At 65.6% G+C, this 21,677-nt stretch carries 18 protein-coding genes; 13 read left to right on the top strand and 5 right to left on the bottom strand.

From position 1 onward, the window contains the following. Window positions 1–34 precede the first annotated feature (34 nt). Genes AC3WN8_RS26355 through AC3WN8_RS26315 form a run of 9 tightly spaced genes read left to right on the top strand, consistent with a single transcriptional unit; the run spans window position 35 to window position 10,472 of the window. The gene (locus AC3WN8_RS26355) at window positions 35–874 is read left to right on the top strand and encodes an inositol monophosphatase family protein (protein WP_492672483.1); all 840 of its coding nucleotides are present in this window, start codon (window positions 35–37) and stop codon (window positions 872–874) included. Further along, window positions 871–2,787: a polysaccharide biosynthesis/export family protein gene (locus AC3WN8_RS26350; protein WP_492672482.1), complete on the top strand. Its 1,917-nt coding sequence runs from the start codon at window positions 871–873 to the stop codon at window positions 2,785–2,787. Before AC3WN8_RS26355 ends, AC3WN8_RS26350 begins: the two co-directional genes overlap by 4 nt. After that, window positions 2,784–3,917: a capsule biosynthesis protein gene (locus AC3WN8_RS26345; RefSeq protein WP_492672481.1), complete on the top strand. Its 1,134-nt coding sequence runs from the start codon at window positions 2,784–2,786 to the stop codon at window positions 3,915–3,917. Before AC3WN8_RS26350 ends, AC3WN8_RS26345 begins: the two co-directional genes overlap by 4 nt. Then, window positions 3,914–4,936, top strand: coding sequence for a glycosyltransferase family 2 protein (locus AC3WN8_RS26340; protein ID WP_492672480.1), 1,023 nt, complete (start codon window positions 3,914–3,916; stop codon window positions 4,934–4,936). The genes AC3WN8_RS26345 and AC3WN8_RS26340 overlap by 4 nt, the downstream gene beginning before the upstream one ends. Next, complete coding sequence (locus AC3WN8_RS26335) at window positions 4,933–6,252, top strand: hypothetical protein (RefSeq protein WP_492672479.1); 1,320 nt, start codon at window positions 4,933–4,935, stop codon at window positions 6,250–6,252. The genes AC3WN8_RS26340 and AC3WN8_RS26335 overlap by 4 nt, the downstream gene beginning before the upstream one ends. Next, window positions 6,249–7,271 carry an NAD-dependent epimerase/dehydratase family protein gene (locus AC3WN8_RS26330; RefSeq protein ID WP_492672478.1) on the top strand — a complete coding sequence of 341 codons (1,023 nt, stop codon included), beginning with the start codon at window positions 6,249–6,251 and terminating at the stop codon, window positions 7,269–7,271. The genes AC3WN8_RS26335 and AC3WN8_RS26330 overlap by 4 nt, the downstream gene beginning before the upstream one ends. After that, the gene (locus AC3WN8_RS26325; RefSeq protein WP_492672477.1) at window positions 7,268–9,094 is read left to right on the top strand and encodes a thiamine pyrophosphate-binding protein; all 1,827 of its coding nucleotides are present in this window, start codon (window positions 7,268–7,270) and stop codon (window positions 9,092–9,094) included. The genes AC3WN8_RS26330 and AC3WN8_RS26325 overlap by 4 nt, the downstream gene beginning before the upstream one ends. After that, window positions 9,091–9,513 carry a GtrA family protein gene (locus AC3WN8_RS26320; protein WP_492672476.1) on the top strand — a complete coding sequence of 141 codons (423 nt, stop codon included), beginning with the start codon at window positions 9,091–9,093 and terminating at the stop codon, window positions 9,511–9,513. Before AC3WN8_RS26325 ends, AC3WN8_RS26320 begins: the two co-directional genes overlap by 4 nt. Further along, complete coding sequence (locus AC3WN8_RS26315) at window positions 9,510–10,472, top strand: class I SAM-dependent methyltransferase (protein ID WP_492672475.1); 963 nt, start codon at window positions 9,510–9,512, stop codon at window positions 10,470–10,472. The genes AC3WN8_RS26320 and AC3WN8_RS26315 overlap by 4 nt, the downstream gene beginning before the upstream one ends. Here AC3WN8_RS26315 and rfbG read toward each other — a convergent pair. Continuing rightward, window positions 10,424–11,506: a CDP-glucose 4,6-dehydratase gene (gene rfbG / locus AC3WN8_RS26310; protein ID WP_492672496.1), complete on the bottom strand. Its 1,083-nt coding sequence runs from the start codon at window positions 11,504–11,506 to the stop codon at window positions 10,424–10,426. The two genes, AC3WN8_RS26315 and rfbG, sit on opposite strands and share 49 nt — an antisense overlap. Before the next feature lie 5 nt (window positions 11,507–11,511). Beyond that, entirely contained in the window at window positions 11,512–12,285 is a 774-nt protein-coding gene (gene rfbF, locus AC3WN8_RS26305; RefSeq protein ID WP_492672474.1) for a glucose-1-phosphate cytidylyltransferase, read from the bottom strand. An 80-nt stretch (window positions 12,286–12,365) separates the two neighbouring features. Between rfbF and AC3WN8_RS26300 the strand changes: the two genes are divergently transcribed. Beyond that, on the top strand, window positions 12,366–14,012 hold the full coding sequence (locus AC3WN8_RS26300; RefSeq protein WP_492672473.1) for an ArnT family glycosyltransferase: 1,647 nt from the start codon (window positions 12,366–12,368) through the stop codon (window positions 14,010–14,012). Between the two features lie 263 nt (window positions 14,013–14,275). Here AC3WN8_RS26300 and AC3WN8_RS26295 read toward each other — a convergent pair whose 3' ends face one another. Next, window positions 14,276–16,093 carry a gamma-glutamyltransferase family protein gene (locus AC3WN8_RS26295; RefSeq protein ID WP_492672472.1) on the bottom strand — a complete coding sequence of 606 codons (1,818 nt, stop codon included), beginning with the start codon at window positions 16,091–16,093 and terminating at the stop codon, window positions 14,276–14,278. A 560-nt stretch (window positions 16,094–16,653) separates the two neighbouring features. After that, window positions 16,654–17,268, bottom strand: coding sequence for a TetR/AcrR family transcriptional regulator (locus tag AC3WN8_RS26290; RefSeq protein ID WP_492672471.1), 615 nt, complete (start codon window positions 17,266–17,268; stop codon window positions 16,654–16,656). Between the two features lie 69 nt (window positions 17,269–17,337). Here AC3WN8_RS26290 and AC3WN8_RS26285 point away from each other — a divergent pair, with 69 nt between their 5' ends. The 3 genes from AC3WN8_RS26285 to AC3WN8_RS26275 are packed head-to-tail and all read left to right on the top strand — an operon-like array spanning window position 17,338 to window position 20,401. Continuing rightward, the gene (locus tag AC3WN8_RS26285) at window positions 17,338–18,306 is read left to right on the top strand and encodes an HlyD family secretion protein (RefSeq protein ID WP_492672470.1); all 969 of its coding nucleotides are present in this window, start codon (window positions 17,338–17,340) and stop codon (window positions 18,304–18,306) included. After that, window positions 18,303–19,235, top strand: a complete 933-nt coding sequence (locus tag AC3WN8_RS26280) for an ABC transporter ATP-binding protein (RefSeq protein WP_492672469.1) — start codon at window positions 18,303–18,305, stop codon at window positions 19,233–19,235. Before AC3WN8_RS26285 ends, AC3WN8_RS26280 begins: the two co-directional genes overlap by 4 nt. Continuing rightward, complete coding sequence (locus AC3WN8_RS26275) at window positions 19,232–20,401, top strand: ABC transporter permease (RefSeq protein WP_492672468.1); 1,170 nt, start codon at window positions 19,232–19,234, stop codon at window positions 20,399–20,401. The genes AC3WN8_RS26280 and AC3WN8_RS26275 overlap by 4 nt, the downstream gene beginning before the upstream one ends. Here AC3WN8_RS26275 and AC3WN8_RS26270 read toward each other — a convergent pair. Beyond that, entirely contained in the window at window positions 20,382–21,674 is a 1,293-nt protein-coding gene (locus AC3WN8_RS26270; protein ID WP_492672467.1) for an O-antigen ligase family protein, read from the bottom strand. The genes AC3WN8_RS26275 and AC3WN8_RS26270 overlap by 20 nt on opposite strands. Between the last annotated feature and the right edge of the window lie 3 nt (window positions 21,675–21,677).

Genomic DNA, 21,677 nt, shown 5'->3' with positions numbered 1-21,677 from the left:
TTCGCCGATCCGAACCCCTGTCGTGAGCCCGCCCTTGCCATCTCCCGTCCTGCGCGATCGCGTGCCTGCGCTCCTGCGCCACGTCGCCGCAACCACCATCATGCCCTATTTCCGGATGCTCGCATCCGACGACATCACTGAGAAATCGCCCGGAGAGGTGGTCACCCGCGCCGACCGGGAAGCGGAGCTGCGCCTGTATGACGGCCTCGACGCGCTGGGGCTCGGCGCCCGCATCGTCGGCGAGGAGGCCGCGGCGGAAAGTCCGGGCCTGTTGCGCGGCATCGGCGCCGGGCAGGTCTGGCTGATCGATCCGCTCGACGGCACCGCCAATTTCGCGGCGGGACGCGAACCCTTCGGACTGATGGTGGCGCTGGTCGAGGACGGTATTCCCGTCGCCGGCTGGCTGTTCGATCCGGTGAGCGGCAGGATGTGCGAGGCGGTCCGCGGCGGCGGCGCGCGGTGTGACGGCGCGGTGGTCCGCGCCCGCGCGACCGGGCGGAAGCGGCCGGTGGCCGCGCTGGCGACGCAGTTCATGAGCGCGGAGCTGCGCGCCCATATCCATGCCCGCGCCGCGCGACGGCTCGATCTGGTACCGATCCCGCGCTGCGCGGCCGAACATTATCCCCGGCTCTGCCTCGGCCAGAACGACGTCGCGCTTTTCCAGCGCACCCTTCCCTGGGATCATGCCGCCGGCATGCTGTTCCTCGCCGAGGCGGGCGGACATGCGACCCGCTGGGACGGCAGCCCCTATCGCGTCGGCGACGGCAAGGCCGGGCTGCTCGCCGCGTCCGATCGGCGCCTGTGGGCGCTGGCGGCCGACACGCTGCTCGGTGCCGAACTCGGCCTCAATCAATTGGAACAGCGCGCGGCATGATCTCCTTCCCTTCCCCTCTGCGTCACCGGCTGCTGATCGGCGGTGCCTGTGCGGCGCTGTTGTTGCCGGCAAGCACCACCGCCCAGTTCGCGTCCCCCGTCGCAAGCGGCGCACAGCAGCAAGGCGGCACGGCGTCCGGATCGGCCGCGCGCGGCGCGACCGCCGGCCAGGTCGCGCTGCCGCCAGCCGATCAGACCCCGAGCTTCCAGCCCGCGATCATCGAAGGCCAGTCGCCCACCCCGCCAAAGGATGGCAGTGAACCGGTGGACGGTGCGACGCGCGCGCCGAACCCGCCCCGCCCGCTGACGCCCGCCAGCGAGTTCGAGGTTTTCGTTTCGGATATCGTCGGCAAGCCGCTGCGCCGTTTCGGCGCGGACCTGCTGCTGCCGAACGCGCGCGACTTCACCGCGCCGCCGACCACCACCCTTCCCGCCGATTACCGTCTCAATCCCGGCGATGAGCTGGTCCTGGGGTTGACCGGATCGGTCCAGGCATCGAACCTGCGGCTCGTCATCGACAGCGAGGGGCGGATCTTCGTGCCGCGCGTCGGCGCGATCAATGTCGGCGGCGTGCGCTACGGCGACGTCCAGGGCGTGATCTCCCGCCAGGTCTCGCGCCAGTATCGCGGCTTCGACCTCGAAGTGACCGTCGGCCGGCTGCGCGGCATCACCGTCTATGTCACCGGCTTCGCCGCGACGCCCGGATCCTACACGGTCAGCAGCCTGTCCACCTTGGTCAATGCCGTGCTTGCCGCGGGCGGGCCGTCCGCCGGCGGCAGCTTCCGCTCGATCCAGCTGCGCCGGGGCGGCAGGCTCGTCTCGGACTTCGATCTGTACGATCTGCTGCTCAAGGGTGACAAGAGCGGCGACGCCGCGCTCCAGAATGGCGACGTCATCTATGTCGCGCCCGCCGGCGCTCAGGTCGCGGTGATCGGTAGTGTCAATCGCGAGGCGATCTTCGAGGTCGGCCCCGGCGAGACGGTGAACGACGCCGTGCTCTATGCCGGCGGCATCAACACCGTCGCCGATGGCAGCCGCCTGATGGTGCTGGATTCGCTCGGTCAGCGCGATGCCGGCTGGCAGCAGCTTTCGGCGGAGGAAGCGGGAACGCGCCGGGCCAGCCGCGGCGACATCGTCCGCGTGCTTTCGAATGTCGGCATCGCCCGCCCGCTGCAGCAGCAATCGGTGCTCGTCACGATCAGCGGCGAAGTGGCGAAGCCCGGCCGTTATTATTTCGCGCCCGGCACCAGGCTGGCCGATGTCGTCGGCCAGGCCGGCGGGCTGACGCGCGACGCCTTTCCCTATGCCAGCGTGATCACGCGCGAGAGCGTCAAGCAACAGCAACGCGTCAGCTTCGATCGCGCGATCCGCGATCTCGAACTGCTGCTGACCGCGCAGCCCGTCACCTCGGTCAATCGCGCGCAACTCAGCAATCCCGCCAATCTGGCACTGGTCCGATCGGTCGTCGACCAGCTCCGCGAACGCGAGCCCGACGGGCGGCTGGTCTTCGACCTGCCGGTGACCGCCGCCGCCCTGCCCGAGGATCTCGTGCTCGAGAATAATGATTCCATCTATGTGCCGTCGCGGCCGGTGACGGTGGGCGTGTTCGGCGCGGTGCCGAGCCCCGCCTCCTTCGCCTATCGCGAGGGCGCCACGATCGGCGACTTCGTCCGCTCGGCGGGCGGCGTGCAGAAACTGGGCGACAAGAGCGAGATCTTCATCGTCCGCGCCAACGGCACCGTGCTTGCCCCGCATGGCCGGCGCGCGCTGAGCGAACGCGCACTGCCCGGCGATCTGGTGTTCGTGCCGATCGACGCAGATCGCGGCGAATTCTGGGCGCGCGTGCGCGACATCACCGGCAGCCTGTTCGGCGGCCTCGCCGGCGCCGCCACGATCAAGACGCTCGCCGAATGAGCCGGCCCCTTCAGCTCTGGCAGTCGGCGACCGACCTGGTCGCCGACGACCGCCGCCGCCGCATCGGCTATGCCGTGCTCGCACTGCTGCTCGCGCTGCTGTGCGTTCTCCCGCAGCCCTATGTCGCGCGCGCCAAGGTGACGCCGCAGGACAATAACAGCGTCGGGCTCGGCTCGATGCTCAACGCGGTCGGCGGGCAGTTGCAAAGCTTCGCTTCGCTGTTCGGCGGCGCCAAGCAGCCCATCGACTTCTATCTGGCCGTCGGCCGCAGCGCGGAAGTGACCGACGACGTCATCCGCCGGCTCAAGCTCGTCGGCCCGTCCGCCGATTATGCGACGACGGCGGACGCACGCGTCGCGCTGGCGCGCAAGGTCGATATCCATTCGCTGACCGGCGGGATCATCGAGATCGAGACGCGGACGCATGATGCGGAACGCTCACAGGCGCTGACCAAGGCCTATGTCGGTGCGCTCAGCGACCGGATCATCGCGCTGGGCCGCGACCGGATCGCCCGCAAGCGCCAGATCGTGCTCGAACGCTTCGAGGAAGCTGGCGACCGCGTGGTCAAGGCCGAAGCGGCATTGAACGCGTTCCGCCGCCGCAACAACCTGGCCGAACCCGAAGCGCAGCTCGGCTCCGCACTGGCGCTGCGCACCGGGCTGGAGGCGCGGCTTCAGGCCAAGCTGGTCGAGCTCCAGACCTTGCAGCGCTTTCAGGGTGCGGAAAATCCGCAGCTTCTCGCGGCCCAGTCCGAAGTGGCATCGCTGCGCGCCCAGATCTCGCGCACCGTACAGCCCGGCCAGGGTGCCGCCGGCCCCAACGTTGCCGGACTGTCGGAGATTTCGGGCGAATATCTCGACCGTTATCGCGACTATCGCTTCGCCCAGGCGCTGTACGAAGTCTATGCGCGCTCGTCGGAGGAAGTCGCGGTCGAGACGCTGGCCGCCGAGACCGCGTCGGACGTGCAGGTGGTGGAATCGGCGCATCTCGACGCGGCTCGCCACTATAACGTGCCCGCCGTGGCGCTGCTGATCCTGTTGCTGGTCGGTGTGTTCTTTACCGAGATCTATGCACCGTCGACCGGCATCGCGCTTTTCCGGCGACGTCCACCGACGGACGCGGGGCAATGACCGGAGCCGCCCCGCCGGCGGCAGACACGCCCGAGCTTTCGCCCGAACTCTCTATCGTCATTCCCTGCTTCAATGAAGAGGAGAATGTCCGTGCGATCTGCGCCGCCGTCACCGCCGAGGCGAGCCTGCACGCGCGCTCGCACGAGATCATCCTGATCGACAATGGGTCGACCGATCGCACGCGTGAGCTGATGCGCGCGCTGTGCGCCGAGGATCCGCGCATCCGTGCGATCTTCAACAATCGCAATTACGGCCAGATGCGGTCGCCCACCTATGCGATCTATCAGGCCGAGGGGGCGGCGGTGATCGGCATGTGCGCCGATTTCCAGGATCCGCCTGCTCTGATCGGCGAAATGATCCGTCAATGGCGTGCGGGCGCGCAGGTCGTGCTCGGCCAGCGCCATTCGGAAGCCGCCTCGTTCGTGCTTACCACCGCGCGCCGCTGGGGATACAGGCTGCTGCGCCGCTTCGCCGATTATCCGATCGTCCCCGGCGCGACCGGCTTCGGCCTGTTCGACCGCGCCGTGGTCGACACGCTCGCCGCCTGGAACGAGCCCGAGCCGTTTTTCCGCGGCATGGTGATCGAAAGCGGCTTCCGCCTGGCCGTGGTACCGTTCGATCGCCCGCCGCGCGCCGCGGGAGAGACCAAGAACAATCTCGCCTCGCTCACCTCCTTCGCGCTGTCCGGGCTGGCCGGTTCGGCCAAGTCACTGCTGCGCATGCCGATCCTGCTCTCGCTCTATGCCGGGGCGGTGGCGCTGCTGCTGCTCGTTGGCACGATCGGCGCGGCGTTGCTCGGCGGCCCCGCCTGGCCGTTGCTGGGCTTCACGACCGCCTTTGCCATGTTCGCGGTGCTGCTGCTCTTCCTGGGCCTGATCGGCGAGCAGGTCCGCATGCTCGCCGAACGGACGCGCAACGTGCCGCTCGTGATCGAGGAGGAACGGCTGAACTTTCCGCCGGCGCGCGCACGACCCGCCGCACGCACGATCGTCCAGCCCGTGACGGCGGCGCGGCCGTGACAGCGCGCCGGCGCACGATCGCGCTGACCGCCCTGCTGCCGGAGATCGTGCTGGCGATCGCGGTGGTGGCGAGCGTGGTCTGGACCGCGACGCTCTTCTTCGAGCACGGCTTTCTGCCCCAGCCCTTCGTCTTCGACACCAACGACACCTTCATGGACTGGTTCAACACCGCTTATTGGGCGAACCATCCGGGCGCCTATAATGTGTGGCGGAGCATCTACCCGCCGCTGTCCTTCGTCTTTCTCGACCTGTTCAGCATGCCGGGCTGCTATCTCCAGTCGTCCTTCTACGCGCGCGATTGCGACTGGTTCGCGCGCGGCACGATCATCGCATTCTATCTGATCGACGTCGCTTTGGTGTGGATCAGCCTGCGCCGCACCGATCCGCGCACCGCCCCGTTCCGCACCATCGCCTTCGCGCTCGGCCTGCCGCTGCTGTTCACGCTAGAGCGCGGCAACCTGATCCTGGTCGCCTTCGCCTTTTTCGTGATCGCCTATGGCCGGATCACGCGCTCGCGCGGCTGGCGCTGGCTGTCGATGGCGGTCACGATCAATTTCAAACCCTATCTGCTGCTGCCCGTGCTCGCGCTCGCGGTGAAGCGGCATTGGCGCATGCTGGAGGCCGCCGGCATCGCCACCGTCGCGCTTTATCTCGTCACGCTGGCGATCGTCGGCAGCGGCACGCCGATGGAGCTCGCGTCCAACACCGCCGATTGGGTGATCTTCCAGGGCGGACAGGTGTGGAACGAGGTCCATTATTCGACCAGCTACGCGCCGCTGCTCCAGGTGCGCATGTCGCAGATCCCGATCCTCAGCTTCGTCCCGTCGCGCACGGTGGAGGCGATCGAGACGATCGTGCCGATCATCATCCGCGCCAGCCAGGCGCTGACCCTGCTCTGCCTGGCCGGCGCCTGGCTCCAGCCCCGCGCGCTGCCGTTGCACCGCATCTCGACATTGCTGCTCGCCGCCTATCTCGTCACCCAGTCGCCCGGCGGTTACACCCAGACCTTCCTGCTGTTCCTCGTCTTCATGGAGCGCTGGCGCGGTCCCGGCCCGATCGTCGCGATCGTCTGCGCCTATCTGCTGTGCATCGCCGCCGACTGGCCGCTGTCGACGATCCTCGACGTGTCGGCGAACAGCTGGCTGGGCGAACGGCCAGTGACGGCAAGCTTCGGCCTCGCAATGGGTCATTTCATCCGGCCGGGGCTGGTCGTGCTGCTGCTCTGGGCGCTCGCGCTCGACAGCCTCGCCCGCGTGATCCGCGCGCACCGGTCGGAGCGCCCCTCGCTCGGCCTTGCCCGGGCGGCCCTGGCATGATCCTCGAACGCGACCTCGACGCCGTCTTCACGACGCTCGCACCACTCTGGCCGCGCCTGGCGGGCGCGCGCATCTTCATGACCGGCGGGACCGGTTTCATCGGCCGCTGGATGCTGGAAGCACTCCGCGACGCCGACCGGCGCCTTGGCCTCGGCATCGACATCACCCTCCTTAGCCGCGACCCCGCCGCCTTTGCAGCCAGGGCGCCGCACCTTGCCGCCTTTTGCCGCATGCTGCCCGGCGACATTCTCGACCACCCTCGCACCGGCGGCACCTTCACCCATGTCATCCATGCAGCAACCGACGCCAGTGCCGCGCTCAACAGAGACGATCCACGTCGCATGTTCGACACGATCGTCGCGGGCACCCGGCGCGCGCTCGATCTGGCCGTGGAAAACAAAGCCCGCCTGCTCTTCCTGAGTTCGGGCGCGGTCTACGGCATCCAGCCCTGGAAGCTCACCCATGTCGGCGAGGACTGGATGGGCGGCCCCGATCCCCGCGACCCGCGATTCGCCTATGGCGAGGGCAAGCGCGCCGCGGAAATGCTCTGCGCCATCTACGGCAAGCAGTTCGGCCTGGATGTGGTCAATGCCCGCATCTTCGCGTTGCTCGGCCCATTGCTGTCACTCGATATCCATTTCGCCGCGGGCAATTTCATCCGCGACGCGCTGGCCGGGCGCAAGCTGGTGATCGAAGGCAGCGGCGAAGCGGTGCGATCCTATCTCTATGCCGCGGATCTGACCGCCTGGCTCTGGACGCTGCTGATCGCGGGAGAGCCCGGCGCCGCTTATAATATGGGATCGGAAGACGCGATCTCGATCGCGGACCTGGCACGGCGCATCGACACGCTGCTCGGCGGCGGCGGCGTCGAGATCCTCGGCAAGCCCGATCCGGGCTGGAATGCCGGCCGCTATGTGCCCTCGACCGCGCTGATCCGCCGCGAACTCGGCGTCGCGCCCACAATCGACCTCGACGAAGCGATCCGCCGCACGGCGATCTGGAACGGATGGAAATCATGACCAAGACGATAAAGCTTTCCGCCTGGGTGGCGGACCGGCTGGCCGAACATGGCGTGCGCCATGTCTTCATGCTGACCGGTGGCGGCGCGATGCACCTCAACCATTCGCTCGGTACCCATGCTGAGCTCGAGACGATCTTCACCCATCACGAACAGGCGCTGGCGATGGCGGCGGAGGCCTATTACCGGCTGACCAATCGCCTGCCGGTGGTCAACGTCACCTCGGGCCCGGGCGGTACCAACGCGATCACCGGCGTCTACGGCGCCTATGTCGATTCGATCGGGATGCTGGTGATTTCGGGCCAGGTGAAGATCGAAACCACGGTGCGCTCGACCGGCCTGCCCCTGCGCCAATATGGCGACCAGGAACTCGACATCGAGGAACTGGTGCGCCCGATCACCAAATACGCCACCATGGTCACCGATCCGCGCTCGATCCGCTACCATCTGGAGAAGGCGCTGTATCTGGCGACAAGCGGCCGGCCGGGCCCATGCTGGCTGGACATTCCGCTCGACGTCCAGGCAGCGAAGATCGATCCCGACGACCTGCTGCCCGGTTTCGACCCCGCCGAGTTGGACGAGCCCTGGAAACAGACCGATCTGGCCACGACGGCGGATGCGATCCTGGAGAAACTGCGCCGGGCCGAACGGCCGGTGGTGTTCGCGGGTGCGGGCGTCCGGCTGAGCGGCGCCCATGCCGATTTCCTGCGGCTGATCGAGAGACTGGGCGTACCCGTCGTCACCGGCTGGAATGCGCACGACACGTTGTGGAACGATCACCCGCTCTATGCCGGTCGCCCAGGTACGGTGGGCGACCGCGGCGGCAACATGGTGACGCAGAGCGCGGACGTGCTGTTGATCCTGGGCAGTCGGCTCAACATCCGCCAGGTGAGCTACAACTGGTCAAGCTTCGCGCGCGAAGCGTACAAGATCTGGGTCGATATCGATCCGCTCGAACTTCAAAAACCCAATGTCTCCCCCGACATGCCGGTCGTCGCCGATCTCGCCGACCTGATCCCGGCGCTGCTGGCCGCCGATCATGGCGGCCCGACACCAGCACAAACCGAATGGCTGGGCTGGGCGCGCGAACGCGTGCGGCGCTTTCCGACCGTGCTTCCCGAATATCGCAGCCATGGCCCCGCGCTGCATCCCTATGTCGCGATGGACGCGTTGTTCGGCGCGCTGGACGAGGACGACATCATCGTCACCGGCAATGGCAGCGCCTGCGTCGTCAGCTTCCAGGTGGCGGAGATCAAGCGCGGCCAGCGGCTATGGACCAACTCCGGCTGCGCGACGATGGGCTACGACCTGCCTGCCGCGATCGGCGTGTGCGCGGCGACGGGCAACCAGCAGCGCGTCATTTGTATCGCGGGCGACGGCAGCATCATGATGAACCTGCAGGAGATGCAGACGATCGCGGGCTACGACCTGCCGGTGAAGGTCTTCCTGCTCAACAATAACGGCTATGTCTCGATCTTCCAGACGCATCGCAATTTCTTCAACGGCGTCGAGGTTGGCGGCGGCCCCAAGAGCAACGTGACCTTCCCCGATTTCGGCAAGGTCGCACGCGCCTTCGGCTTCGCCTATCATCGCGCGGAAACCCAAGTCGAACTGCCCGGCGCCATTGCCGCCGCACTGGCGACCGACGGGCCGGTGGTGTGCGAGATCGTGGTCGACGAGCATGTCGCCTTTGCCCCGAAGCTCGGCGCGAAGCAGCATCCCGACGGACGGATCACCTCACCCGCGCTCGAGGATCTTTCCCCATTCCTGCCGCGCGACGTGCTTCGCGAAAACATGCTGATCGACCTGCTGGACGAAGCATGACGCTGCGCGACACGCTCATTCGCGGCGGAAAGCGCCCGCTGCGCTTTCTGATCGCGGGCGCGATGAACACCGCGTTCGGCCTCGCCATCTATCCGCTGCTGCTGTGGAGCGTGCCGGCGCTGCGCACCCATTATATGATCGCGCTCGCCATCGCCCAGGCGGTGAGCCTGTGCTTCGCCTTTGCCACCTACAAGCTCGGCGTCTTCCGCACGAACGGCAATGTCGCGCGCGAATTCGGTACTTTTTCGAGCTTCTATCTCATCAACTATGCCGCGAACTGGCTCGCTCTGCCCTTGCTCGTTGAGGCCGCTGGGCTGCCTCCCGTCATCGCACAACTCGGCTTCAACGCCATCCTGATCGTGGGCAGCTATTTCTGGCACAGCCGCGTTACCTTCAGACCGACAGGCGACCGCACATGACTCGAACCGACTTCCCGCGCCGCGCGTGCCCGATCTGTGGCGCCACCACCGCACATGAGGAAGTGTCCAGCACCGAGCGTGCCGAGGCGATGACGCTCGACGCGCTGCGCCCCTTCTGGTCCGGCCTGTTCAAGAAGAAGCTGTTCTTCTCCTATCATCGCTGCACCGGTTGCGGCCTGCTTTACGCACCGGTCTTTTTCGACGGCACGCAGCTCTCCGACCTCTATTCGCAAATGGCACCCAATATGGAGGTCGTCTCCAGCGATGCCATAGCCGCCACCCAGCGCGGCTATTTCGATCTCGCCGCCAGGCGCGGCAGGCTTCGCGGCGGCTATCTCGAGATCGGGCCCGACATTGGTCATATCGCCGCCGAGGCGGCTCAAACCGGCGAATTCGGCCATTTCTGGCTGTTCGAGCCCAATCGTGCGACACATGATGCCCTACGCGCCGCGACCGCCGGCCGACCGACCACGTTACTCACCGATATGGACGACCTGTCTGCGGTGCCCGACGCTTCGATCGGACTGGCGGTGATGGTGCATGTCCTCGACCACCTGCTCGATCCGCTGGCGATGCTCGCACAGCTTCGCTCGAAATTACGCCCGGGCGGCACATTGATGATCGTCACGCACAACGAACGGTCGTTGTTGCGGACGCTGATGGGGGTGCGTTGGCCGCCCTTCTGCCTCCAGCATCCCGAACTCTACAATCCGCAGGTGATGAAGGGATTGCTGACGCGCGCCGGCTATGCCGACATCGCCGTCGAACGCAGCGTCAACCATTTCCCCCTGGACTTCCTTGTCCGCCAGGCAGCGTGGATGGTCGGGCTCAAGCTCGACCGCCTGCCATTGCCGCGGCGCGCGATCGGGCTGCGCCTCGGCAACATCATCACCATCGCGACCGCACCTGTTCAGGCAGCGGCCGCACGCGTTTCGAAAAGCCTGGAGACCGCAGCATAATCCGCGATCTGCGAGAGTGTGACTGCCCGGGCATCGTCTCCCACGCCGGTCGCTTTGTGCCATGCAACGATCCAGTCGAGCGCTTGATCGAGCGTCAGCGCGGGGCGCCAGCCCAGCGCCGTGCGCGCCTTGGAGCAATCGAGCCGCAGCAGGCCGGCCTCATGCGGGCGCGACCCCGTATCGGCCTGGGGATCGAAGGCGCCATCACCCCAGGCGGCGCGCATCCTCTCGACGATCCAAGACACTGGCCGGGCATCGTCGTCGGCGGGCCCGAAATTCCAGGCATCGGCGAACTGCGCCTCTCCCGCCAGCAGCCGATCGGCGATCAGCAGATAGCCGCCCAGCGCCTCCAGCACATGCTGCCAGGGCCTGACCGCATCGGGCGAGCGAATCAGCGGCGCAACGCTCGCTTCGAACGCGCGAACAAGATCGGGCAGCAGGCGATCTGCCGCCCAGTCGCCGCCGCCGATGACATTGCCGGCGCGCACCGAAGCGACCGCAGGGCCCGACTGATGGAAGAAGGATCGGCGATAAGCCGCGACGACAAGTTCGGCACACCCCTTGGAGCTGCTATAAGGATCGTGCCCGCCCATCGGATCATTCTCGCGATAGGGCCAGATCCACTCCCGGTTCTCGTAGCATTTGTCGCTGGTGACGCAGACCACCGCCGCGACGCCCGGCACCGTCCGCGCGGCTTCGAGCAGATGGACCGTGCCCATGACGTTGGTCGCATAGGTTTCGACGGGCTCGTCATAGGACAGGCGGACCAGCGGCTGGGCTGCCAGGTGGAAGATCACCTCCGGCCGCGCATGATCGACCACCGCGCGCATTGCCGCAGCATCGCGCACATCGCCTTCGACATGGTCGATCAACTCGCCGAGCCGCGCCGCATCGAACAGGCTCGGCTGCGTTGGCGGCGGCAGCGCGAAACCCGTCACCTTCGCGCCCAGCGCATGCAGCCACATGCTGAGCCAGCTGCCCTTGAACCCGGTATGCCCCGTCACCAGCACGCGGCGGCCACGCCATTCACCCATACCGCTCACCAGCGCTTCCACGGGGCGTCGCCGCTGTTCCAGAGGTCGTCGAGATATAATTTGTCGCGCAGCGTATCCATCGGCTGCCAGAATCCCTCATGACGATAACCCATCAGTTCACCGCCGCGCGCCAGCCGTTCGAGCGGTTCGGCTTCCCATACGGTCTGCGGTCCGTCGATCAGATCGAGCACCGACGGATCGGCGACAAAGAAGCCGCCGTTGATCTGCCCGCCGTCGCCGGCCGGCTTTTCGCGGAAATCGACGACACGTCCTTCATCGAACTCAAGCGCGCCGAAGCGCCCCGGTGGCGAGACCGAGGTGATCGTCGCGCGCAGCCCATGCGCCTTATGGAAACGCACAAGATCGGCGATATCGATGTCGGCGACGCCATCGCCATAGGTGAAGCAAAAGGGTTCACCGGGTTCGAGATAAGGGCGGATCGCCGCCAGCCGACCGCCCGTCATCGTCGATGGACCGGTCTCGACCAAGGTGATGCGCCATGGCTCGCTGCGAGTATGATGGATTTCCATGCCGTTACCGCCGCGCAGGTCGATCGTGACGTCGGCGGTATGCAGGAAGTAGTTCGCGAAATACTCCTTGATCAGATAGCCCTTATAGCCAAGGCAGATCACGAAATCGTTGAATCCGGCGGCCGAATAGATCTTCATGATATGCCACAGGATCGGCATGCCGCCGACTTCGACCATCGGCTTCGGCCGGACGGCCGTTTCTTCACCCAGCCGGCTTCCCAGGCCGCCGGCCAATATCACGGTACGCATTGCAACTCCTGCATCAGGGACCAACGGGCCACATCGACCATGACGGAGTCGGCACGCCCGGCCCGCAACGGAGCATCAGCATGAGGATCGCCGGCCTCCGCATCACGTCCACCCCGCTGCTGTTGCTGCTGATCCTGTGCGTGGCGACGGCGTTGCGCCTGCACGGCATCGGTTTCGGCCTGCCGGCGCTCAACGATCCGGACGAACCGCTGTTCATGATGACCGCGTTCGAAATGCTCCGGAACCAGAGCTTCAATCCGGGCTGGTTCGGTCATCCGGGCACAACCACGCTCTACTGCCTGGCGCTGATCTGCCTGGCCGTCGGCGGAATCGGGCTCGCCACCGGGAGGTTCGCCGATGCCGACGCCATCGCCGGCGCGCTCTATGCCGATCCGGGCATCGTCTTCCTGCCCGGACGCCTGTTCATCGCCGCGTGCGCGATCGGCTGCGTCTATCTGACCTATCGGCTCGGCCGGCGGCTGGGCGGCACGCGGCTGGGGCTCACTGCCGCCGCTTTGCTTGCGGTCAACGCGGTCCATATCGAATATTCGCAGATCATCCGCACCGACATGCAGGCCAGCCTGTTCATGCTGCTCTGCGCTCTCTGCGCCATCGATATCGCGCAGACCGGTCGGCGGCGCGCCTATCTCTTCGCCGGAATCTGCGTGGGCCTCGCCACCGCGACCAAATGGCCCGGCGCGGTGATCGCGCTCTCCCCTATCTGCGCCGGGTTCTGGCGCATCGCGCGGGACCGGAGCGATGCGGCCAGACAGATCGGATTTCTGGCATTGTTCGGCGTGACTGCGGCGGCGGCACTGGTGATCGCCTCACCCTATCTGCTGCTCGATTATCCGACGGTGCTGCGCAACCTTGCTGGCGAAGCGCGACCGGAACATCCCGGCGCCACCGGTGGTGGCATCTTCGCCAATCTCGCCTGGTATATCGGGCACCCGCTGCTGACCTCCATGGGGCCGATCGGGCTGGCGCTCGTCGCGGCCGGGGCAGTTCTGGCGGCATGGCGTGATCGCCTGATCGCCTTCGCCGTCGCGCCAGGCTTTCTCCTGTTCCTGGCGATCATCTGCCTGCAAGCGCTGCGATGGGAGCGCTGGCTGGTCCCGCTGCTGCCTTTCCTGATGTTGCTCGCCGCATTCGCGCTGTGCGGGCTAGCCGACTGGCTGCGCCGACGCATGGCGCACCCGATGCCCTGGATCGAACCGGCGGCGATCATGCTGCTGGGGATACCGATGATCCACACCGCGCTGATCGAGGCGCGCGAACGCACCCACGACACGCGACAGATGGCATCGGCCTGGGTACGCGGCCATGTGCCGGCCGGCAGCAGCATCCTGATCGAGGACGCCGCCTTCGACCTGACCAACGGTCCCTGGCGCTTCCTGTTTCCCCTTGGCAGCGCGGGCTGCGTGGACGTGCGCGCAGCACTTGGCGGTCGCATACGCTATTCGAAGGTCGAGGGTTTGCGCGCCAGTAAGCCCTTGGTCGATCTCGGCCATGTCGATCCGGCACTGTTGCCCACCTGCCGCACCGACTACGCGATATTCAGCCACTATGGCCGTTACCGCACCGATCCACATTTCAGGCCCGAATTCGAACAATATCAGCAACTGATCCGCGGCGGCGATATCGTCGCGGAATTCCAGCCCATTCCTGGGTCGAGCAGCGGACCGGTCGTGCATGTCGTCCGCCTGGCCGGAGCGACCGGGCCTTAGGGTCCAGACCCATTATTGATGAGGCCGTGACGAAGGCGAATTAGGCTCATGGCTAGGCGCGAGTGCGCCGGATAGCATCGCTATCCGGCAATCGAGCAACGACGCCAGGAGCCCAATTCCCCCTCGCCCGAAGGGTGGTATCATATCGGGCGATCCGCGGCGTCGAACCGCTTGGATGTGGCGATGCCACGCCCTGCGCGCTCCTCCTGGCGGCTCATCCCGATCTCATACCATCACGGCCTCATAAATAATGGGTCTGGAGCCTAATAAGCGAGCGCCAGCCCGTCGGCCCGCATCTCGCTAGCCGCGGCATAGACACGCTCGCTGCCGCTCATGCGATGCTCGACGCATTGGTAGCGGCCGAAGCCACCATCGGATTCGGCCATCACCCAGCCCATATCGACGAGCGCCTTGCGCGTCGTATCGGGCACACCGCTTTCGAGGCGCAATATCCCTGTTGGCCCGAGCCCGGGTGAATCCTCGCCCATGCTTTGCGACGAACCTTCGTGGTGCCAGCGCGGTGAATCGCCGGCCGCCTGTGCATCGAGCCCGTAATCGACGCGATTGACGATGATCTGCGCTTGGCCCTGGGGCTGCATATCGCCGCCCATCACCCCGAAGGACAGCCATGGCGCATCGCCTTTGGTCGCAAAGCCTGGAATGATCGTCTGGAACGGGCGCTTACCGGGCGCGTAGATATTGGGATGGCCCGACTGCAGCGAAAAAAGCTGGCCGCGATCCTGGAACATGAAGCCCAGTCCATCGGCGACGAGCCCCGATCCCATGCCGCGGAAATTGGACTGGATCATCGACACCATCATGCCCGACGCGTCCGCAACGGTGAAATAGGTGGTGTCGCCACGGCTCGGCGCCCTGCCCGGATCGACCTTCTGATTGATCCGGCCGGGGTTGATCAGCTTCGCGCGCTCGGCGGCATATTCCTTCGACACCAGCCATTCGCCCGGCACCTTGGAGAAATTCGGATCGGCGTAGTATCGGGCGCGATCCTCGTAAGCGAGGCGCTTGGCCTCCGCCTGGATATGGATCGATCGCGCCGACTGGAAGCCGGCGCCGCGCATGTCGAAATGTTCGATCATGTTGAGCATCTGCAAGGTCGCGATACCCTGGGTGTTGGCGCCCAGCGCATGGACGGTGACGCCGCGATAGTCGGTAGCGTAGGGCTGCGACCACTCGGCTTTGTGCGCGGCAAGATCGGCTTTGGACAGCCAGCCCCCGATCCGCTTGAAATAGGCATCGATCGTTTCGGCGATCGCCCCCTGGTAGAACTCGTCCCGTCCCCCTTTCGCGATCAGGCGATAGGTGCGCGCGAGATCGGGATTGCGGAAGATCTCCCCCACCCCCGGCCCCGTACCGAAAGTCTTCTTCGCGTTCTCGACTTCCTCGATGCCGCGCCCCGGCCTGACGAAATTGGCCATGCCGCGCCGTATATAATGGCTGATCACCTCAGGCACCGGCACGCCTTCACTGGCATAGGCGATGGCGGACTCGAACAATTCGGCCCATTTGAGCTTGCCGTAGCGCTGATGCAGCGTCCACCAGCCATCGACCGCGCCCGGCACCGACACGGTCACCGCACCATAAGCAGGCAAGGTACCATCCTTCGCGCGTGATCGCGCGGTTTCCAGGCTGAGCGCACGCGGCGATCGGCCCGAGCCTGCGATGCCGACGACCTTTTTCTGCGTGGGATCCCAGAGCATCGCGAAAACGTCGCCTCCGATCCCGCAGGCGGTGGGTTCAAGAAAACCGAGACACGCGTTCATCGCGATCGCCGCATCGACCGCCGACCCACCCTTTTTCAATATCTCGATCGCCGCCAGCGTGGCGAGCGGATGCGACGAGCCCGCCGCGCCCGAACGACCATAGACCGTCGACCGCGACGCGAAGCTGGCGCCGACGGGCCGGTCGCCGGCATGGACGTCGGAGCGCGCATAATCTTCCGCACCCTGTGACTGGAATCCAGGCTGTCCGGCAGCTGGCGCCAATTGCGCCGACGACGCGTCGTTCAGCGACAGCGCGACTGCGGCGGCGGGCACGCCGGCGATGAACGTACGACGCTTCATGCGAATCTCCCCTATATTGCCGGGAAGACTAGTGTGCGGCGCCGCAAACGGGAACGGCCGAGATGGGTGAAGACGGACATTACATCGCCTCGTCATTCCTCGCTCTGGCATTCGTCGACATCGGGCGTACCGATCTCCAAGCCACGACCAGCGCAACACATCCCAGCCCCAGGATTACAGGCGTAGCCATATCGAGAGCGAGGCCCAGAATCTTCGTGAGATCCGATGACGCCCCGAACATCCGGTTTCGCCAGAGCAAATCGGAAAAGACCACAGCACCAAAGCAGATTGCGGCATTTCCCCAACGAGGGGCTGAATGATCTTCAGCTCGAACAAAAGGCAATAGGATTAACGCGCCAGCCGTTAGAAGCGTCAATGACCACAACATCCACTCCCCGATTTCACCAACTGCAAATCGGTAAACATTCGGGCCAGCATAGCTGACTGTCGTGTACCAGATGGCAAAACACACAAAGAACCCGGCTGTCAGGAAACGAGATTGACGGGAACGGCTCATATCCAATCAATCTACCTCTCGGATATAGCGTAGCAAGGCGAATTCACGCCGCCAGCGCCCGCAGCATCGTATCGACATGCGCGTCCCTGTACGCGTCTAGATCGATCGATTCATAGGGCTCGAACAGCAACTTCCACACCGCCGCAATCAGCGCCGGGCCGATCAGGATCTCAGGATAGCGCGAAAGCGCCCCGGCCCGGAATTCACCGCGCGCGATACCACGTTCAATCAGCGTGCGCAGTGCTGCCTTGCCCTTGCTCAGCACCTCGGCGTGATAGAAGCGCGCCATTTCGGGAAAACGCGGCCCTTCGGCGATGATCATGTGGATCAGCCGGCGCCGATCGGTGCCGACCAGCTCGCGATAGAATGTACCGATCGCCATGCGAAGCTGGTCCGGCGCGGGCGTGGTCTGGTCGGCGGCGATCAGGGCCGCTGCCTGATCGATGACCGGCAACACGGCCGAGCGGATCACCGCCTCGAACAGTGCTTCCTTCGACGGGAAATAGACATAGACCAGCCCCTTGGAGACGCCCGCCCGCGCGGCGATGTCGTCGATCCGCGCCTCGCTGAAGCCCTTGGCGACGAACTCGTCGCGCGCGGCATCGACAATCTCGCCCGGACGCGCTTCCTTCCGCCGCTTGCGCACGCCTTCGTTCATCTCGCACCACTCTTGCACATGGTGCACATTATGATATTGACCAACCAGTCAGTCAATAGCGAGTCTAGCATGACCTTGCGCGTGACATCCCTGCCGATGGCCGCGATCCCGGCCATGCTGGCGCTCGCGCTGTCAGGATGCGGCCAGCGCGAAGAGAAGCCCTTCACCGGCTATATGGAGGCGCAGCTCCTGTTCGTCGGCGCCGAGCGCGCGGGACGGATCAGCACTCTCTCCGTCGAGGAAGGCGGCGCGGTGAAAGTCGGCCAACCCCTGTTCGAGATCGACGATACCGAATCCCGGGCCCAGGCCGACCAGGCCGGCGCGCAGGTGATCCAGGCCGACGCACAGCTTGCCGATACGCTCGCGCCGGTTCAGCGCCCCGCCGATCTCGCCGTACTGCAACAGGCGGTTCGACAGGCACAGGCGACCGCCATTCTGTCCCAGCGTGATTTCGAACGGAACAGCGCACTCGCCGGCAGAGGCTTCGTTTCGAAGGCCCGGCTCGATGCGGCACGCGCGGCGCGCGACCGCGACACGGCGGCACTCGCCGAAGCGCGCGGCCGCATCACCCAGGGCGAACAGGTCGCGCGCGCCGGTCAGATTCGGGCCGCCGAGGCGGCGCTCGTCCAGGCCCGCGCCGCCAGGCGCGGCGCCGATGTCAGCCTGAGCCGCTTCCGTGTGGCAGCGCCGGCCTCGGGCAGTGTCGAACAGGTCTATTTTCGCGCAGGCGAAGTCGTCGGCATCGGGCAGCCGGTGATCGCCCTGCTGCCACCCGAGCGCCTCAGGGTACGTTTCTTCGTCCCCGAGGCCCGGCTGGCGGAGGCCAAGGTCGGGCGCACCGTTTCGGTTTCGTGCGATTCCTGCCCGACCGAGCTGACAGCGCGCATCGCCTTCGTCTCGCGCGATGCCGAATTCACCCCGCCCGTCATTCTTTCGCGCGGCGACCGTGAGCGGCTGGTCTATCTGATCGAGGCGGTGCCGCTGGGCGATACCGGTCGGCTGGCGGCCGGCCAGCCGATCGATGTCCGCTTCAAATGACGGCAACGCCCGATCTCGCTATCGACGTCGAACATCTGACCAAATCCTTCGGTGGCCGCACCGTCGTGAAGGATCTGTCGATGCAAGTGCCGACCGGCACGATCTACGGCTTTCTCGGGCCGAACGGATCGGGCAAGACCACCACCATCCGCATGATCTGCGGCCTGCTGACGCCCGACAGCGGACGCGGCACGTGCCTCGGCCATGACATCTTCACCGACCGTGAAGCGATCAAACGCTCGATCGGCTACATGACCCAGCGCTTCAGCCTCTATACCGACCTGTCGATCCGCGAGAATCTGGAGTTCGTCGCGCGCGTCCATGGCGTGCCCGATCCACGTGGTGCGGCGCGCAAGGCGATCGAGCGGCTGGGACTGGAGGGCCGGTCGGATCAGCTCGCCGGCCAGCTTTCGGGCGGCTGGAAGCAGCGTCTCGCACTTGGCGCCTGCATCCTGCCGGATCCGAAACTGCTGCTGCTCGATGAACCGACGGCGGGCGTCGATCCGCGCGCACGCCGCGAATTCTGGGACGAGATTTACGCACTGTCCGCCGAAGGTATTACCGTGCTGGTCTCTACCCATTATATGGATGAGGCCGAGCGCTGCCATCGTATCGCCTATCTCGCTTATGGCGACCTGCTCGCGACCGGCACCACCGACGACGTGATTGCGCAGGTCGGGCTGTCGACCTGGACGGTCGGCGGCACGGGTCTCGACGCGGTGGCTAAGCGACTGAGAGCGATGGACGGTGTCGAGATGGTCGCACCGTTCGGGACCGCGCTTCACGTTTCGGGCATCGATCGGGCAAAACTCGATGCCGCCGTCCAGTCGATCGCCAAGGAAGCCGGCATCACCGCGCGTCGCGGCGAACCGACGCTCGAAGACGTATTCATCCACCTGATGGGCGAAGCAACGGACAATTTCCAATGACCACCCGTCTTGCCGCCCTTTCCCGCATCCTCGCATCTCCCGGTTTCTGGCAGCGCGTCTGGGCGATGACAGTGAAGGAAGTCTCGCAGATGCGGCGAGACCGGCTGACTTTCGGCATGATGATCGCGGTGCCGATCATGCAGTTGCTGCTGTTCGGCTACGCAATCAACACCGATCCCAAGCATCTGCCCACCGCCGTTTATGCCCGCGACAATGGCCCGCTCAGTCGCGCGGTGGTCGCAAGCCTTTCGAACAGCGGCTATTTCGACATTGCGCGCGTGGTGCGGACCCAGCGCGAGCTGGATGCGCTGCTCGCATCGGGCCGCGTCCAGTTCGCGATCGAAATTCCAGCCAATTTCGAACGCGATCTCCGCCGTGGCGATATGCCGCAATTGCTGGTGACGGCGGACGCCACCGATCCATCCGCATCAGGCAATGCCGTCGCCGCGCTTCAGGGCATAACGAAAACCGCCCTTCGTCGCGAATTACGCGGGCCGGATACCATGGTCCGCGCCGGCCCCGACCCTTTCGAGTTGGTCGTCCATCGCCGCTACAATCCTACGGGTCGCACCCAGCTCAACATCGTGCCCGGCCTGCTCGGCATCGTTCTGACCATGACGATGATGATGTTCACTTCGCTCGCGGTCACGCGGGAGATCGAGCGCGGCACCATGGAAAGCCTATTGTCGATGCCGATCCGTCCCGCGGAGATCATGCTCGGCAAGATCCTGCCCTTCGTCGCGGTCGGTTTCTTCCAGGCCGTGTTGATCATCACTGCCGCGCATTTCCTGTTCGGCGTGCCGATCGAAGGCAGCATGATATTGCTCGCGGCGCTCACCACCCTGTTCGTGCTCGCGAATCTCGCGGTCGGCTACACCTTCTCCACCGTCGCGCAGAATCAGCTCCAGGCGGTGCAGATGACGTTCCTGTTCTTCCTGCCCAACATCCTGCTCTCAGGTTTCATGTTCCCGTTTCGCGGCATGCCCGACTGGGCGCAATGGATCGGCGAAATGCTGCCGCTTACGCATTTCCTGCGCATCGTCCGCGGCATCATGCTCAAGGGTAATGGCGCTGCCGACATGTGGGTCGACATCGCCGGGATCGGCGCCTTCGTCGTCGTGGCGGCGGCAGTCGCGCTTGCGCGTTTCAGGCAGACTCTGGATTAGGCATGGCGGCCCGCATTTCCAACGGCCGCGAAGCCGCCAGTACCGCGGCGCACAGGAATGCCAGAATCATCGACGGATAGACGAAGAAGAAGACGCCATCGACCATCGCATAGATGATGAAGGCGTTGACTGCGAGGAATGCCGGCGCCGCGCGCGAACCGGTACGGCGTACACCGAGCAGCATTCGCCACCACAGCATTGAGGCCAATATTATAAAAAGCGACGTGCCGCCAATCCCCCACTGGACCAGTGCCTGAAACACCACATTGTGCGGATGATAGACCGCCAACCCGGCATCCGGCGTCGCCACGATGAACTGGCCCTGGCCATGCCCGGTGACAGGATGGTTGAGCAGCGCGCTTATACTGACACGCCATAACTCCACCCGACCGCTGGTGACGCCGTCCATCGTTGCGGCCGACCCCGACGTCACCATGCGCGTCAGCCCGTAATTACCGAGCGGCGGCGTATGCAGCAGTGAAAGCGCAGCCCCTCCGCCGTAAGCCACCGCCATCGCGAACGGCAGCCGCAGCGTTCTGAGCGCCGGGATCAATACGGCCCCAACAATGCAGGACAAGAGGAGCACCGCGACAGGCGCACGCGATCCGGACCAAAAGAATTCCGCGCAACATAATGTCGCCGCGCCGACAGCAAGCCAATAGAAGCGCGGTCGAATCTCGGTGGCGGCGATCCCGAAGGCAATGGCAGCGCCCACCATCACATAAAAGCCGGCATGGCGGATATTGACGACGCCCAGCCCGAAATGAAGCCAGTCGAAGCGCAGCGGTTGCACGATTGCGCAGACGAAGGCGATCATGATCGCGACATAGAGCATGGCTCCGCCGAGCAATGCCCACCAGAGTGCGCGATAATTCTCGAAACCACGGGCGCGCAGCAGGTCCACGACGGCGAAGCCGAACATCAGATGGACAAGCGTCATCGCGCTGCGCATCAGCGCCCCGTTACGATCGGACGCGATGAGAAACGCATCACCGATATCGATCGCGACAAGCAGGCCAAGCGCCGCCGCCGCCCAGCCCGGCAGCGCCAGGATCGTCGCCAGCGGCCGGTATCCCGAGGCCCAGGCCACGGCGATCGCCACCAGTTCGATCGCGATCACCGGCGGAGCGAGGAAGCGCCAAAAATAGAGCGGCAAGGAGAAATAGCCGTCCGGCGTCCAAGTCGTCACCGCCATGATCGCAGGTGCCAGCACGACGATCAGACAGACGATCCAGGCCGGCCTGAGGCCCGCCTTCCCGTCCCCCTGTCCCATGTC

It is taken from the genome of Sphingobium sp. FW305-3-2-15-F-TSA7, assembly GCF_058787155.1.
This window is presented reverse-complemented; position numbering and strand designations above follow the sequence as displayed.

Bases quoted from the DNA above. Each gene is read 5' to 3' on its own strand.
- AC3WN8_RS26350 (WP_492672482.1), top strand. From the start codon at position 871: ATGATCTCCTTCCCTTCCCCTCTGCGTCACCGGCTGCTGATCGGCGGT.
- AC3WN8_RS26345 (WP_492672481.1), top strand. From the start codon at position 2,784: ATGAGCCGGCCCCTTCAGCTCTGGCAGTCGGCGACCGACCTGGTCGCC.
- AC3WN8_RS26340 (WP_492672480.1), top strand. From the start codon at position 3,914: ATGACCGGAGCCGCCCCGCCGGCGGCAGACACGCCCGAGCTTTCGCCC.
- AC3WN8_RS26330 (WP_492672478.1), top strand. From the start codon at position 6,249: ATGATCCTCGAACGCGACCTCGACGCCGTCTTCACGACGCTCGCACCA.
- AC3WN8_RS26325 (WP_492672477.1), top strand. From the start codon at position 7,268: ATGACCAAGACGATAAAGCTTTCCGCCTGGGTGGCGGACCGGCTGGCC.
- AC3WN8_RS26320 (WP_492672476.1), top strand. From the start codon at position 9,091: ATGACGCTGCGCGACACGCTCATTCGCGGCGGAAAGCGCCCGCTGCGC.
- AC3WN8_RS26315 (WP_492672475.1), top strand. From the start codon at position 9,510: ATGACTCGAACCGACTTCCCGCGCCGCGCGTGCCCGATCTGTGGCGCC.
- rfbG (WP_492672496.1), bottom strand. From the start codon at position 11,506: ATGGGTGAATGGCGTGGCCGCCGCGTGCTGGTGACGGGGCATACCGGG.
- rfbF (WP_492672474.1), bottom strand. From the start codon at position 12,285: ATGCGTACCGTGATATTGGCCGGCGGCCTGGGAAGCCGGCTGGGTGAA.
- AC3WN8_RS26300 (WP_492672473.1), top strand. From the start codon at position 12,366: ATGAGGATCGCCGGCCTCCGCATCACGTCCACCCCGCTGCTGTTGCTG.
- AC3WN8_RS26295 (WP_492672472.1), bottom strand. From the start codon at position 16,093: ATGAAGCGTCGTACGTTCATCGCCGGCGTGCCCGCCGCCGCAGTCGCG.
- AC3WN8_RS26290 (WP_492672471.1), bottom strand. From the start codon at position 17,268: ATGAACGAAGGCGTGCGCAAGCGGCGGAAGGAAGCGCGTCCGGGCGAG.
- AC3WN8_RS26285 (WP_492672470.1), top strand. From the start codon at position 17,338: ATGACCTTGCGCGTGACATCCCTGCCGATGGCCGCGATCCCGGCCATG.
- AC3WN8_RS26280 (WP_492672469.1), top strand. From the start codon at position 18,303: ATGACGGCAACGCCCGATCTCGCTATCGACGTCGAACATCTGACCAAA.
- AC3WN8_RS26275 (WP_492672468.1), top strand. From the start codon at position 19,232: ATGACCACCCGTCTTGCCGCCCTTTCCCGCATCCTCGCATCTCCCGGT.
- AC3WN8_RS26270 (WP_492672467.1), bottom strand. From the start codon at position 21,674: ATGGGACAGGGGGACGGGAAGGCGGGCCTCAGGCCGGCCTGGATCGTC.